Source organism: Oscillatoria nigro-viridis PCC 7112 (assembly GCF_000317475.1).
Lineage (GTDB): Bacteria > Cyanobacteriota > Cyanobacteriia > Cyanobacteriales > Microcoleaceae > Microcoleus > Microcoleus nigroviridis.
Genome location: NC_019729.1, coordinates 3339912 through 3355235 on the forward strand (window position 1 = coordinate 3339912; position 15324 = coordinate 3355235).

Annotated in this window: 8 protein-coding genes; 2 read left to right on the plus strand and 6 right to left on the minus strand. The window is 44.9% G+C overall.

What is annotated here, in order from left to right:
• Positions 1-479: 479 nt before the first annotated feature.
• Positions 480-1211 carry a DUF7873 family protein gene (locus tag OSC7112_RS14240; protein ID WP_015176549.1) on the minus strand — a complete coding sequence of 244 codons (732 nt, stop codon included), beginning with the start codon at positions 1209-1211 and terminating at the stop codon, positions 480-482.
• 474 nt (positions 1212-1685) lie between these two features.
• Between OSC7112_RS14240 and OSC7112_RS14245 the strand changes: the two genes are divergently transcribed.
• Positions 1686-1937 (plus strand): hypothetical protein, encoded by a 252-nt coding sequence (locus OSC7112_RS14245; protein WP_015176550.1) that lies wholly within the window; start codon positions 1686-1688, stop codon positions 1935-1937.
• 3 nt (positions 1938-1940) lie between these two features.
• Here the strand turns inward: OSC7112_RS14245 and OSC7112_RS14250 are convergent, their stop codons facing one another.
• Positions 1941-2834, minus strand: a complete 894-nt coding sequence (locus OSC7112_RS14250; protein WP_015176551.1) for an EI24 domain-containing protein — start codon at positions 2832-2834, stop codon at positions 1941-1943.
• Positions 2835-2923: 89 nt separating this feature from the next.
• Between OSC7112_RS14250 and OSC7112_RS14255 the strand changes: the two genes are divergently transcribed.
• Positions 2924-3715, plus strand: a complete 792-nt coding sequence (locus OSC7112_RS14255) for a 2-phosphosulfolactate phosphatase family protein (protein WP_015176552.1) — start codon at positions 2924-2926, stop codon at positions 3713-3715.
• Positions 3716-3850: 135 nt separating this feature from the next.
• Here OSC7112_RS14255 and OSC7112_RS14260 read toward each other — a convergent pair whose 3' ends face one another.
• The 4 genes from OSC7112_RS14260 to OSC7112_RS14275 form a co-directional block, all read right to left on the minus strand.
• On the minus strand, positions 3851-5236 hold the full coding sequence (locus tag OSC7112_RS14260) for a lipid-A-disaccharide synthase-related protein (RefSeq protein ID WP_051041592.1): 1386 nt from the start codon (positions 5234-5236) through the stop codon (positions 3851-3853).
• Positions 5237-5875: 639 nt separating this feature from the next.
• Positions 5876-11071 (minus strand): PAS domain S-box protein, encoded by a 5196-nt coding sequence (locus OSC7112_RS14265; protein ID WP_015176554.1) that lies wholly within the window; start codon positions 11069-11071, stop codon positions 5876-5878.
• A gap of 410 nt (positions 11072-11481) precedes the next feature.
• The gene (locus tag OSC7112_RS14270; RefSeq protein ID WP_015176555.1) at positions 11482-12774 is read right to left on the minus strand and encodes an ATP-binding protein; all 1293 of its coding nucleotides are present in this window, start codon (positions 12772-12774) and stop codon (positions 11482-11484) included.
• 182 nt (positions 12775-12956) lie between these two features.
• A complete protein-coding gene (locus OSC7112_RS14275; protein WP_015176556.1) occupies positions 12957-15275 on the minus strand; it encodes a tetratricopeptide repeat protein in 2319 nt (772 codons plus the stop codon).
• Positions 15276-15324: the final 49 nt, after the last annotated feature.

Here is a 15324-nt window from a genome sequence, read left to right on the forward strand (position 1 = left end):
ACGCTGTATCGGTTTAGAGCTTGCTTTTGCATTCTTTTTGAGAAATCGTATCACTTTGATTGATAAATTAGCGTAAAACCCAGTAGTTCTGACCTTACTACTGGGTTTATATTTACCGCCCATTTGCACACGCTATCACATTTAAGTCAAGGATTTAAGATTAATAGCATCGCGCTCTACCGATTGAGCTACTCCCCAGCGTTTGGTTGAGGAGGCTGGAGTTGAACCAGCAACATCGATGATGTGATTTTCCTGACATTCGTTTTAGCGATCGGCGGTGAATGCTGAGTTTAGAGTAATAACTTGCTGCTGAATTTGTACGCAATGCTGCCTCTGCCAATTGGGCTACCCCCCTTTTTTTGGTAGGAGGGACAGGAGTCGAACCTGCACTATCACATTTGTACGGTTTAAGTTGAAGTTTTAGATTGAACTTGTACTCTGTTTATATCTTAAACCATAACTATCAAAAAAGCAAGCAATTAGCGGAAAATAAACTGAAAAATTCGTTCTCCCACTCTCTGTTCCTCAACTTCAGAATTGTTAGCTTCTTCGCGGGCGAACATAACAGCTTGCTGCAAGATTTCCACCCTTTGCAGCAACTCATTGATCCGGCGCGCTGGCAAAGCTCCAGAAAACTTCACAGTCCGCCAATAGCCGATCGTAATATCTTCGTAATAAACATCGACTTGAGCCGGATGGTGTTCGGTAGCTTCAGCTTTAACGTGATTGCGCGGAGTTTTAAAAGTTTTGAGAGTTTGCACCGGTTCTGTGGCCCAGCAGTCTGCCGAAGCATCGAAGTTCCAAGTCTCGGAGGCATCTAAGACGGGAAGTTTTTTGATGAATGCTTGCAAATCGGCCAACTGCTTTTCAAGGAATAGCAAATAGCTGACGGGAACTTGGCTCAAAAGCACGTTTCCGTCTACAGTTACGTCAGCGCGGGCGCTACAATTTGTCCAATCTTTGGTTGCGGTTACGTCGAAGAGTTTGGTCAAAACTTCAGTTGTTTTGCGGATAATCTCTTCGGCTTTGACTTCAACTTTTTTGGACTCGGGCGGCAGTTGTTCGCCTTCTTCGTCTTTGGGGCGGTAAGTGCGGGAGATTCCCGAAAGCACAGCGGGCTTCTGGAGTGCTTTTTGAGCTTCGGCGAGTTCTTGGACGGATCGGCTTTTGATGCCTTTTTCGATCGCAATAATCTGATTTAAGCGTGCCATTGTTCGATTTTATTGACGCTGAACTGATATCAAGCCGGGTTAATACTGACAATCAAATTGTTTGTCCTGTGGCTTTTAGGGCTTTGATAACTCTCCCTCCTCAGTACAAACCTCGCGATCGTTCTTGAACCAAACTTGCTCATTGTGTAGTATTACATAATTCAAAATAAATTACAAGTTTTTTGTAGGCGCGGTGCCAAGAGATCCCGTCGCTACCCGTGCCCAGCAATTTATATCTCAAAAAATCGGCAAAATCTCTAGCGCCGCTGCCAAAGTGTAGCAAATATCACTCTTTGTTGGGGCTGCAACTACCTCTTGAGATAGATGCGGAAATACCTCCCAGGGCGCGTTGTCATATCGGGAAATATTTCTTAACATTATAGATAACAAAGGGAATCCGAGGAGACACCAAAAATCCTTAAGCCCTTGGGGTGCCCCGGTTAATCAGACTTTTCGCAAACAAGGGCTAAATTAATGAACCAGCAAAACTCGGAAGTTTCAGCATTTTTGCCCATCCTCCAAAAAGGCATTTGGCTGTTTGGGATTCTCTCTTGGATATTCGGGCTGACAGATAGAACTATTGCACTATTGTCTGACGGATATTTGTCGGCGATCGATATTGTCCAGCTATTTACAGCATCCTTTTTCTTCATTAGCTGGCTGTTGTTAAGCCCGTTTTTGGGTCTTAACTCCCAGAGTCAGCCGAAGGAAGAAGCATCTCCCTAGTTTTTAATTAGTAATGTTAGTTTCTCGATCGCTATGAGTTTCTTCTGGGGCAAAGCGGGCAGGCCAAATGCGATCGCAAAAAAACAAAGTTCCCGCCGTCACGCACAGCGGAATCGCCAACAGATTCAACAGCGGAATGCTCACCAAACCCAAACAAACCAAACCAAAACTCCCGCTGGCCGGCAAACTCGCCCAAATTATCTCCAACTTCTCCTGAAAAGGTCGCCTCCGCCTCTCCAAAGGTGCATCTAAAAAGTCCAAACAGACAATAGTCGCGCCCAAAGCTACGCCACCCAAACTGCTAAGAATAGAGCCGACACCAGGGATAAAATTTAGCAGCAGCAGCGGTATACCGACGCTCAACAAAATTTGTAGTTTTCGCAGTTCAAAGGCGATCGCCCTTTGAATATCCCGAAAACTATTCGCCAAATTCATTGGTGCTTCTGCGGGCAATTGACCGTTCCGCAGGAGTTCCAATTGTTCGGAAAGTTTGCCGTACCAGGGCGAACCTAAAATCACGCCAAACTGCACTAACAAAAATCCAATTATCAGCAAAAGTCCTGAGACTAGGAGTACGCGCAGCAGCCAGCCGAAAGCGACTGTTAACAGACCCAGAAAGCTCAGCCAAGCTGGAAAACTCGCAATTAGAGCGTTAAATCGGACGGATAAATCGGCAACTAAAACGTCTATCCCTGCCAAACTGGGAAATAGCAAGCTTAAATAAAGACCGATACCAATTATAAAATTTAGCACCACGGGAACTAATACATAAGTCCACAGCTTGGGAGTTTGCAAAATCAGCGTGAAAGCTCGCAAAGGATAGGTGAAACCGGCCAGCAGTCCAATTGGTGCGGTAATGGCGGCGCGGGCGGGGTTTGAATTTAGCTGTTTTGACATATTTTCTGCTTTTGAGGACTCGACTCTATTTTCTATTATCCACTTTCCATTATTATTGCTGATGAGGATTTATCGCAGGTAGCCCAACAGTGAAGCTTTTTATTTACCATACCCCGGAACTTACGCCAGCCGACAAAATGCCGGCTTGCGCGATCGCAGTTGATGTGCTGCGGGCGACTACGACAATGGCAACGGCCCTGAATAATGGGGCGGAAGCTGTCCAAGTTTTCAGCGACTTAGATAAGTTAATGGCAAGCAGCGAAAAATGGCCTGCAGACAAGCGGATTCGCGCCGGAGAGCGCGGCGGCAGCAAAGTTGACGGATTTGACATGGGGAATTCCCCCTTCGACTGCACGCCAGAAAAGGTCACTGGGAAGCGAATTTTTATCAGCACAACTAACGGTACTCGGGCTCTGGAGCGAGTGCAAGCTGCTGCAACTGTGTTAACGGCGGCTTTGATTAACCGCAAATCTGTGGTGCAGTTTTTGTTAAATAAACAGCCGGAAACTATTTGGATTGTGGGTTCTGGTTGGGAAGGGGGTTATTCGTTGGAAGATACGGTTTGTGCTGGTGCGATCGCCCAAAGTCTCCTGGCAGAAAGCGGTATTCCTGCGAGCGATTTTGCTGGTAACGATGAAGTATTTGCGGCTATTGCTCTTTATTTGCACTGGCAAGATAGGTTGCACGAATTGTTGGAAAGAGCCAGTCACGGCCAGCGCCTCCTCGGTTTAGGTGTTATTGAAGATTTAAAATATTGCGCGCAAACGGATACTTTAGATGTGCTGCCGGTGCAGCGAGAACCGGGAGTTTTGGTTAAGTCGGATTTTAAAATTCCTCCAGCTAATTTCTGGGATATATCTTCGGAAAAAACGGCGAATTGAAATTTTCTGCGAATGCAGTATTAGTAAGGTGCGCCTAGGCGCACCCTACGGAAATTAGTAGGTAGTGAATGAACAATATTTTTTTAAGCAAGTAGAATTAAACATACTTGGTAGGGACAAAACATTGTTTTTTCCCTAGTCTATTGCAGGCAATTGAGAATTGCTGCATTCACCGCCGAACCGCTGAATTAAACACTCGGCAATTCTGGCTGCTGCACCGGGTTCTCCCATGCGCCGCCAGCCATTTTCAGCGATTAGCTGCAACCTGTCGGGGTCGCGGAGCAAAGACTGCACGGCGCCGGCAACTTCGGCGGGATGTTTGACTAAAATTAATGACGGGCCTAACAGGCGACTTTGAGCTTCTGCAAAAGCTGGAGTAAATTGCGGGCCGTTTCCGGGAATGGCGATCGCCGGTTTTCCTAAACCTACAAATTGTTCTGTAGCTGTTCCTGCCATTGCTATTGCTAAATCGGCTTCGTACAAACAATCGTTAAAACTTTGCTGAGTCAAAATCATCGTGGCGTTTCTCTGCACCAATGTCAAGGGCAATAGCAAATTAGGAGATTCTTTCCGAATTTCTCGATCGCTAGAAACAGGAGGTCGCAAAATACTTCCTTCTCGCCGCTGCGTTCTAGTTTCGCCGTCTTGTCGCCAGCCGAAAAATTCTAAACTAGGTCGCAAAGCTTCTAAATTTAACTCCGGAGAAATGGCTCCAAAAAATAACAATTTGCGATCGGCAAACAGCGACAAAATTCCGGCTACAGCCTCTACTATTAGCAGCCAATTAGCATAGGCTTCCGGCGCTCTAGAACCGGGGAGTAAGGTGATGACGAGCGATCGCGACCTTTCCCGAAACTCTGCGTCAGGGCCGTAAAAACCGGCTGGATTTTCCGGTTCGAGTCCGTCCATCATCGGGTTTCCGAGATTGTAAGCGGGAATTCCCAGCTTTTGTAAAGTCTCGGCGGTGAGCGCGTCCCTGGCAAAAACGGCCCGACAGCGCGATCGAGTCATCAACCAGCGCTCCCAAGGCAAATAAACCGATCGCGACCAACTCCGCCCACCAAAGACCCTGGATTTGCGAGCCAGAGGCCCGTCCTCGTCCCGCAAATAATACTCGGACTTGGCAGTACCGACAAAGGCATAGGGCGCGCCGCTGAGCCAAGCAAACAGCAGCGGTACAATATCCCCGCAGGCTAAAATAACGCCGTCTTGATTCCCAGACTGTTGTTGAGTCCGCACCCAAGCGCGGATGGCTTTAAACTGAGCGATTGTCAACTGAAGCAGCCCGCCTTTGACATCGCGCAAAAATTCCCTCCCGTCCATGTAAATAAAGCCGCCCGAAGGCATCCGCTGCATCGGGCCGATGATGCGGGCGTTTTCTAGTTGAGCGAAAGCTTGCCCTTCACCCACTAGCGGAAACACGGCTAATTCTGGCGGATGCGGGTGCTGTTGCAGTTCCTGCAAGATGCGAAGGGCGATCGCGTCTTCTCCGTGGCCGTTACTGAGGCAAAGTAATTTCAATCCCAACTCTCTCAAAAACTCTCTTATCAAAAAATTGCCTGAAAACCCTGCGACTTCAGTCTAGGGATGAAAGGCAACTTTACACTTTAGTTTACCAGAAAAATCTTGTTTGAAAGAGTACAAAACACGGTAATAGCGAGCTACAGGAGGCGCTGCTCAAAATCTATACTGCGCCCAAAGATATCTGGCATTTAACAGCAGTTGATCGGGCTCTGGGATACAACTTCTGAAGCGGCAAAATAACTTGTTTAATGTTGGGAGTTACGGCCGCCTGCACTGACAATTGCGCGATCGACAACTGCCATATCTCCGACTAAATAACGCGGCGGTAAGTTTCTGCCCATCTAAATTACAGCGGTTCTCAAGCGTGGTGAGGTATGCCCTATGCGCTATGCCCGCGGAGGCCGCGGAGGCCGCGGAGGCCGCGGAGGCCTAGAGTACCTCATATGAGAGATCGAAAGGCTATATAGCGATTCTCATAAAGATGAGGTATTTACTAATTAATTAACAATTCCTCAATCCCCCAATCTAAAATCTAAAATCTAAAATCTAAAATCTAAAATCTAAACTTGTACCTCATATGAGAGTTCGAAAGGCTATAGTATGTATCCAGCCAAGCTCTCAACCATGAGACTCATACTATTTTCTCTCGATATATTGGTTTAAAGTATTCCGAATTTGTTTGAGCTGAAATCCCTTAGCAAGTTGGCGCAGCTTCGAGACAAACGGCACTAAATTAGGTTCTAAACTCTCCAGCTTAGCACTCTCCTCAAAAATTTCTTCAATGTCGCCCATAGCTGCGAGTTTCAAAAGTTTTGCTACTGACTCAGAAGCCGCAGGTAACAGAGAAGAATAAGCAGGAAAATCAGCGGCTGGTAACAAACTGGAAGTTTTGCGCTTTTTGTTTTCCGAAGATTCCCCATAAATCCATTCTAGTCCCAAATGCAGGCGCAACTGTTCCAAAAAGTGATTTGCTTCGATCGGTTTGGGAAGAAAATCATCGTACCCTGCGAGGATGCTATCTTGCTGCGTAGCCGCGAAAACGCTAGCTGACATAGCCATTAACACGACATCTTTTCCTTCCGGCAACTGCCGCAGTTTTCTTGCAGTTTCTAAGCCATCCATTACAGGCATCCGCAAGTCCATTAAAATCACATCCGGTTGAAATTCAACTGTTTTGCAGAGGCATTCTTGCCCGTTTTGGGCCTCTGCAACCTCAAATCCCAAACGCCGCAGCAGCCTGCACAACAAATCGCGATCCAGTTGATTGTCCTCCACGATTAGCACTTTCCGCTTGTTGCCGACAAAACCGACAAGCCAGCGTTTTTCCTGCAAAGGAGACACCTCCAAGTACCGTTTAGCTGCTGGCAATTCTAAATCTAGCCAAAAAGTGCTGCCTTTTCCTAAAGTGCTGTGGACGCGAATTTCGGCACCCATTAGTTTGGCTAATTTCTGGCTAATCGAGAGTCCGAGACCTGTACCTTCAACAAACGTATTGCCTCCTACTTGGTGGAAAGGCAAAAATATTTCTTCTAACTTGCTTCGCTCTATTCCCGTGCCGGTATCCTCGACTTGAAAGCGGATTTTTAAAGCGTGTTTGGCTGCGATCGCATTATGGGCGAAGCGCATATAATTTTGTTTCAGTTCCGAACTCAAAGTCGAGAACTTATAACTTTCTCCTTGCCCTAGACTCCAGGCTCCTGTGCCGACATAGCCGACTTTGAAAGTCACACCGCCACTGCTAGTAAATTTAACGGCATTGCTGAGTAAATTTATGAGAATTTGGCGCAATCTTTTTGGATCCACACGAACGCAGCTAGGCAGGGGAGAGACTTGTTCGTAATGGAATAAAATTTCTTTTTGAGAGGCCCGCATCTGAAATAGATCGGCAATGTTTTTCATAAAATTTATAAAATTTAACTCTTCCGGGTAGAGTTCCATTTTTCTAGCTTCAATTTTGGAAAGATCTAAAACATCGTCGATTAACATCAGCAGGTGTTGACCGCACTGCAGAATATTGCTGAGACTTTCTTGCTGATCTGAGTTTAAGTCTTTGTCGGTTTTGAGGATTTGAGTGTAACCTAAAACGCCGTTTAAAGGCGTGCGTAGTTCGTGGCTCATGTTGGCAAGAAATTCGCTTTTGGCGCGGTTGGCGCTTTCTGCGGCTAATGCAGCTTGTTGGAGGGCAGATTCTGCAAGTTTGCGATCGACAATTTCCGTTTGTGCTTGTTCAAATAGCGTCGATTGCTGGATCGCGATCGCCAATTGCACGCACAATTGCCGGAGGGATTCTATTTCTGAGGAATCCCAGGGACGGGGGCCGCTGCAATCCTGGGCGATCAGCAGTCCCCAGAGCTGATTTTCTGCCGTCGGTTGGACTTGGGAAATGCTTTCTCTTGCTTTTAAAATTGGGACTATTAAGTTAGCTTTTACTTCAATTCCTTCGAGAAATTTCATGTGGCATTCCGTCAAATTTTCCCGGTAAATATCTTCCATACATCTAATATAACCTTGCTGATAAACTTCAACAAATTTTTCTTTAAAACAGCCATCAACATTGTTAAGATTGAGCAGCGAAATTCTATCTTTTGCTACGGATTCGACAACTACAATACCGCTCCAGTCGGGATTAAATCGGTAAATAACTGTGCGGTCTGTTTGCAAAAATTGCCGCACTTCTTCGACAGCAGTTGTCAGGAGTTCTTCTAAATTTAGGGAGGAGCGAATGCGATCGAGCATGGCAACTACTAGCCGTTCTCGCCTTAATTGCTGCTGCAGGGCCATCTCCGCTTGTTTGCGTTCGGTGATGTCGGTAATTACTCCCACTAACCCGATTAAATGACCAGTTTCATCTTTAATGCCGTCGGCGCGAAATAAAGTTGTTACCAGTTGATTGCTTTTAGTGTTGATTTTGAGTTCGCCTTGCCAAGATTTGCCTTTACGGATCGTTTTAAACATTTCTAGCAGCACTTTAGTTTGGGGGTAAAGTGCTTTTAATCCGCCTGCTGTGTTTAGTTCTTCTGCGGTGTAGCCGTACTGTTGAACAAAGGCTTGATTGTGGTAGAGCGATCGCCCTGTCAAGTCAGCAATCCCGATCGCATCGCTGGTGCTTTCCACCGCTTGAGTAACTCGCAGCAAATCTAATTCTGCTTGTTTGCGATCGCTAATATCAGTAATAGTGCCGATATAGCCTTTAATTTCCTGCTTGTCTCCGATTTCTGCAATTGCCTGACCGATCACCCAGATTACACGACCGTCTGGACGCTGAAAGCGGTATTCTGATTTAAAAGGAATTTTCTCAATAATTGCTCGATGCCATTCATTTTTCACCCGCTCCATATCATCGGGATGTATGGCATTCATCCAGCCAGTTTCTGCTGCTAATTCTGCGTTTAATCCCGTAATTTCGCTCCAGCGCTGATTCACATAAAGGCAATTTCCCAAGGTGTCGGTGTGAAATATGCAAACTGGCGATGCTTCTGCTAAAGTTTGGTACCGGCGCTGGCTCGATCGCAGGGCAGATTCTACCTGTTTTCGATTAGTTATATCGCGGACTATAGAAATGATTTCGCCACCGACAAGCATTGTCAGCGACAATTCTTGAGGGAACTTAGTACCGTCCCGGCGCTGACCGATAGCTTCTAGATTGCAGTACCCTTTTTGCAGGAGCATCGGCATTATTTGTAGTTCAAAAAAAATATTTTCTGCTTTGCTGTAGAGCATTTTCCATTTCTTCCCGTACAGTTCGCTACGGCTAGCCAAGGCGTACATTTTGAGATAAGCGTCGTTTGAATAAATACATTCTTTATTATTATTAAAAATGGCGATTCCGTCATAAGCAGCCGCCATTGCTACTGCTTGTCGCTGGAGTTGGGACTCTGCTTGTTTGCGAGAGGTAATGTCGTGACCGACTGAGTAGATTAAACCTTCTTCGCTAAATGGCGATGCCGTCCACAGGAAGTATTTGTAAGAACCGTCTTTGCAGATGTAGCGGTTTTCAAAGGAGATACTGGACGTACCCGCTATTAGTTTTGCTCCTTCGGCTGCGGTGGCTTTTCGATCGTCTGGATGAACAAAGTCAATCATTGGCTTGGCAAACAATTCGCTAATACTGTAGCCTAAAGCTGTTGACCAAGCGGGGTTTAAACGTTTAAAATAGCCGTCAAAACCTATAATGCAAAGCAAGTCTAAGGAGATGGTAAAAAAACGATCGCGCTCTGTTTGTGCCTGCTTTAATTCAGTGATATCCATCACTAAACCGTCCCAGAGAATATCGCCTTCGCTGCCAGATTTACTTTCATTATTGAGCCTTTCTGGTCTCGCAGCTCCTTGCAGCCACTTAACTTTTCCAGATGGTAAATTCTGCCGCCACTGCTGCTGCCAAGGTTCCAGCTTAGTGGCTGAAATTGCGATCGATGCTTTTAAATCTAAGAGATCGTCGGCGTGAATTCCGCTGAAAATCAGTTCCGCATTTTGCTCGATTGCTTCTGCTTCTAATTCGTAGAGTTGGCGGCTGCCTGAAGAGATGTAGGGGAAAGACATTTTTCCAGTTGCTGACATTCGTAATTGATAAATTGTTCCCGGCAGGTTAGCTACCAATTTTTGAAACCGAGCTTCGCTTTGTTCCAGGGCTTTTTGTTGCTGTCTGTATTCGGTAAAATCTCTAATTGTACCCACTATTACTTTACTGCCGTCTGCTATTTGGAAGACGCTTTTTTTGGTAGAAATTATGTGTTGTTTCCCGGCAGAGTCTGTGAATTTTTCTTCGGTTTCCAAGCAGACACCCGTTGTCAATACTTCTTCATCTTTTGTCCAAAAAACAGCAGCTTCTGATTGGGGGAAAAAGTCATAATCTGATTTGCCGATCAGTTCTTGCCGCGAGCGGCCGACCAACTGACAAAAAGCATCATTTAATATCATCCAGCGGTGTTGCTCGTCTTTGACAAAAATTGGGTCGGGCGTAGCATTTATGGTGTGGTTTAAAAATTCTTCTGACGCTTTCAGTTTGGCTTCGTAGCGGTAGCGATCGCTCACGTCCAACACTACTTCGATTATCCGGTAGATAGACCCGTCCAGGCGGCGGATGCAGCGCAGGGAAACTCGCGTGTGAACTATTTCGCTGTCTTGTTTCAGCCACCTTTTGTCTGAGATGTAACCGTCTATCTTACCTGCTAACATCTGAGAAAACTTTTCACAATTAGCCTCCAAATCCTCTGGATGAGTCAACTCTAGCCAATTCTTTTGCACGAGTTCGTAGCGCTCATAGCCCAGCAAATTGCACAGGGCATCGTTAACTTCTATCCAGTGGCAATTTAGAGGAATTTCGCGGTCAATAATTGGAGCGATGATGGCAATGCCGATCAGAGAATTTTCCACCACCGAGCGATATTTTTCTTCACTTTTTCGCAAAGCATCTTGACTGTTCTGGCGTTCTATGGCGTAACGGAGCGATCGAATTAACAGTTCGCTGTCGATTTTTCTTTTTACCAAATAATCCTGTACGCCGACCGAAATCAACCGCAGGGCAAGTTCTTCGTCGTTTTGGGCGGTCAGAACTACGATCGGCACATTTACCCCGTACTCTTGTACCCGAGCCACCGTCTCGATTCCCAGACTATCTGGCAGTGAAAGGTCTAATAAAATTATGTCAAAAGTTTCTTGATTCAATCGCTCCTGCGCTTCGCTGAGGCGCTCTACTTTCGTCAGCAATATACGCTGCGAGCCACCTATTTCTGACAGCAAATCTTCAATCAGCTCAGCTTCTTGAGGGTTGTCTTCTACTAACAAAACTTTAAAGCAGATAGGAGGCAAAGCTAAGTTAAAAACTGCTTTCATAATATTTTTAAATTAAGTAAATATTAAACTAACTTGAATTTTACCTTTTATTTTCAGGACAGTCATTCAATTGCACGTACAGATACATCGACCGTCAGATTTGGGAGGGTAAGCAAGCGCTACAAAAATTTTGTTTAATTATTAAAATTCTATCACGCACCAACTAGACTGTCAACGCAAAATAATTTTTATTCTAACTTGCCATTTATATCACTTAAAAGAATAATGCAACTGTAGCCCATCTTCCCACCCCGATAGTCACCGTCATTCCCAATTATTCAATGCTTTTATCTACACTATTAAATAGTATTAACTCCTAGATTGTACCTTCCAAGTTAGGAGTTAAAATATATAAAATACTTAATTTCACCAATTTATATCTTATACCTTTTGCCGAAAGTATGTCTCAATTAAGCGAGAGTAAAGTAAAAAGTTGAACCTTGCTCCGGTTCCGATTCCACCCAGATAGATCCGCCGTGAAGTTCCACAATTTTTTGACAAATTGCTAAACCAATACCTGTCCCAGAATATTCTCTTTGAGTGTGCAAGCGCTGGAAAATTTGAAAGATACGTTTTTGATGCTGGGGAGCAATCCCAATTCCATTATCTGAGACACAAATTAACCAGTTTTCATCCTGTTTGCAAGCGGTAATATGAACCACAGGCGGTACATCGTGGCGATATTTAATCGCATTGCTGACTAAATTTTGAAAAAGCTGTACGAGTTGAGAAATATCCCCCATTACCGTTGGTAATTCGCTGTAGGTGACAACGGCTTTAGCCTCGCGGATCGCCCCTTGCAAGTTCGCGAGTGCTTGCTCGACTGCATGATTGCAATCTGTCAGTTGAAAAGGTTTCCGACTCCGGCCAACGCGCGAATATTCGAGTAAATCGTCAATTAAATTTTGCATTCTGGTGCAGCCCTGAACGATATTGCCGATAAACTTACTACCTTGGCTGTCGAGTTGGTCTTTGTAGCGTTTTTCTAAAAGTTGAGCGTAACTGGCAATGGTTGCTAAAGGCGCTTGCAGGTCATGAGAAGCCACATAAGCAAATTGTTCTAGTTCTGCATTTGAACGCGCTAATTCTTGGTTAGATTTTAATAGAGCAGATTCGGCGCGCTGGCGGTGCGATATCTCTTGTTGGAGTACCAAATTTTGCTCTTGCAGAGCTTTTTCTACGGCGCGACGGGTGCTGATTTCTTGTTGCAGGATTTGGTTTTTTTCTTGGAGCGTTTTTTCTACTGCTAAGCGGCTCGTGATTTCTTCTTGCAGCAGCACATTTTGTTCTTTTAGCTGCTTTTGTAAATTCCGCAGGCTGAGGTGACTTTCGATGCGGGCGAGCACTTCTTCAAACTGAAATGGCTTGCTGATATAGTCAACAGCCCCCACAGCAAATGCGTTTACTTTGTCGAAAACTTCATCTTTAGCGCTGATAAAAATTACCGGAATTTCGCGAGTTTTAGGCTCTAATTTCAAGTGCTGACAAACTTCGTAACCGTTCATTTCCGGCATCATTATGTCGAGCAAAATCAAATCGGGTGGATTAGAATTGCAGGCTCTCAAAGCCATTTTTCCGTTAATCACGCAGCGGGGGATGTACCCCCTCTGAGTCAACATCGTAGACAACAGACGCAGGTTTTCTGCTGTATCGTCTACTACTAAAATGTTTCCTAACGACGTTCTTGGTTGGTTATTGTTCATTGATTATTTTCTAGTTCCTGTTTTCTTCACAAAAAAGGTTGGCAGCTATTTTATTTAGGACTTACAGAAAATACCCGGTTTCTAGTAGGAATATAGCAAAAAAAAACGAGGAATCCGCTCATAAACCGGGTGTTTAGCCGTTTGTGCACAAGCAAGTCTTGTTATTGTTCGTTTACTAATCCTCAAATCCCCAGCAGCAGAGTCAGAACATTATTGTCCCAAGCCAATCCTTTGTCTAAAACTTTAAATCCCGCGACTTTGCACATAGCTTCTAAAGCAGTAGCTGTAGGCAGCCACCACCACGCCGCAAAATTGTTCATGTCAAAAACTGCTTTCTCAGTTATCCCTATAAGTGGGTTGTTGTTGAGGTAGGGCTGCCAGTAAGCTGTTAAAATAGCTCGTTCTGCGTCGTCCAAAGCGGGAATAAACATTACTGCAGAAGCGGGAAGTTCATAGCGTCCTAACTCATTCTCTATAACTTCTTGGGTAATAGCTGAAGTGAAAACTAAATGCTCGCGAGTTATCTGACGCAAGGCAACTAAAATCTGCAACGGATGGGGGTGATGGTACAAAACTCCTGCACAGTGAACTACATCGTAAGGCTCGCCAATTTCTGCAAGCTGCATCTGAGTTATATCTCGATTGATACAATTATAATTAGCAATATTTAAACTTGTCATCCGATCGTGAAAATCTTGCCACCAGTGGAGGGATGCCGGCATGGCATCAATCATTGTCAGAGAAACTGCACCGTATTTGCTAGCTACAGATACTTTTTCGCTGACAGTTCCCCACAAGCCGCCGACTTCTGCAAAAGTCTTGCCTTTGACTACTCGGGCAATGTAGCGATCGCGAATATCCTTAGCTTCTAACTCTAATAATATATTAGATTCCCCTGTTTGACGCTGTTTTTCTAAAAAATCCTCTAATTTTTGGGATATTTCTGGATCTTTTGGTCTAATTTCTAATGCCATCAAGTACAACATTATGGCTTCGTTAATCCGATCGCTCTCAGCAAACTTTTGGGCTATTTCGCAGTAAAATTCAGGAGCGTGGAGTGGCTGCATTTCGTGGTGATAGTAGCTAGTTGCTACATCGGAATCTACCGGAGTTCTTTTAATTAGAGCCTCACCTAACTTTATGTAAATTTTCGGTAGAGACGGGTCGATTTGAAGCGCACAAAGGTAGGCGGAAACAGCATCGTTCCATGCGTGAATTCCACTCAAAGCATCGCCTAAATTGTAATAAGACCAAGAAATAGTGGGATTAAGTTCAATAGCACGTCGGTAAGCGGTAGCTGCGGCTTTCCACTGTTGGGTTTTTAACAGCGCTTCTCCTAAATTGTGGTAAGTCCAAGAGAATTCTGGATTGAGTGCGATCGCCCGCCGATAAGCGAGTGTTGCTGCTGCAAACTTTTGAAGTTTAACTAAAGTCAAAGCTAAGTTATAATGAGACCAAAATAAATCCGCATTTAGTGCGATCGCCCGTTCGTATGCAGCCTCAGCTTCTGACCATTTTTCTAGCTTAAAAAGAGCATCTCCTAACTTGTGAAAAGCTGCGAAAAAATTCGGGTCTACTTCAGTAGCGCGCTGGTAAGCTGCGGCGGATTCAGACCATTCTTCTAATCGATCGCAAGCTGCACCGATGCTGTAGTAAGACCAAGAAAAATCCGGGTTAATTTCAACAGCCGTGCGGTAGGCGATCGCAGCTTCTTGCCATTTTTCTAAATTGAGCAGCACGCTGCCTAAGTTGTAGTATGACAAAAAAGAATTGGGATTTAAATCAATACTTTTTCGGTAGGCAGCCTCCGCTTCGCGCCAGAGTTCCTTAGCTTGCAAAACATTGCCTAATTTGTAATAAAACTCCGAAATCTCCGGCTGGAGTTGAATAGCTTTGCGGTAGTGAATAATAGCTTCGTCCCACTTTTTTAGCTCGCTAGCAGCTTCTGCTAATTGGCAGTAAGCTTCGCAAAAACTCGGGTTTAAATAAATCGTGCGGTGGTAACAAGTCAGGGCTTTTTCTGGCTTGTTTTGCGCCAACAAAGTATTACCTAAATCGAGATATTCTTCCGCTATCTCTATCGGTTCAACCATGAGTGCTTGATACCAAAAGTCTGCTGCTTCTTCAGCTTGACCGGCTTGGGTAAATATCCGGCTCAAATTACGGTAAAATCCTGCAAAGTTTGGTTGCAGGGAGATGGCTTTTTGGTAACAGGCGATCGCCTCTTGCCACTGTTCCAAAGTCGCGTAGAGAGTGCCGAGGTTAGCAAAAGCTTCGGCAAAATCCGGTTGGTGGGCGATCGCAACTTTATACCAATACCTTGCGTCTTCTAGTTTACCCTGAGCTTGCAGCGCCTTTCCTAGGGTTTTGCAAGTCTCTGCTGAATTGGGTTCAGATGCCAAAACTTGTTGGCAAAGTGCGATCGCCCGATCGAAGTTGCCTGTAGCTAAATAAAGTTCTGCCTGTTGCTGAAAATTCACCTGCGCTGTTTCCGAATTCATTTTTTATTTTCCTTTTGAGTCATGATTACCTGTAAAATTATATGCTACA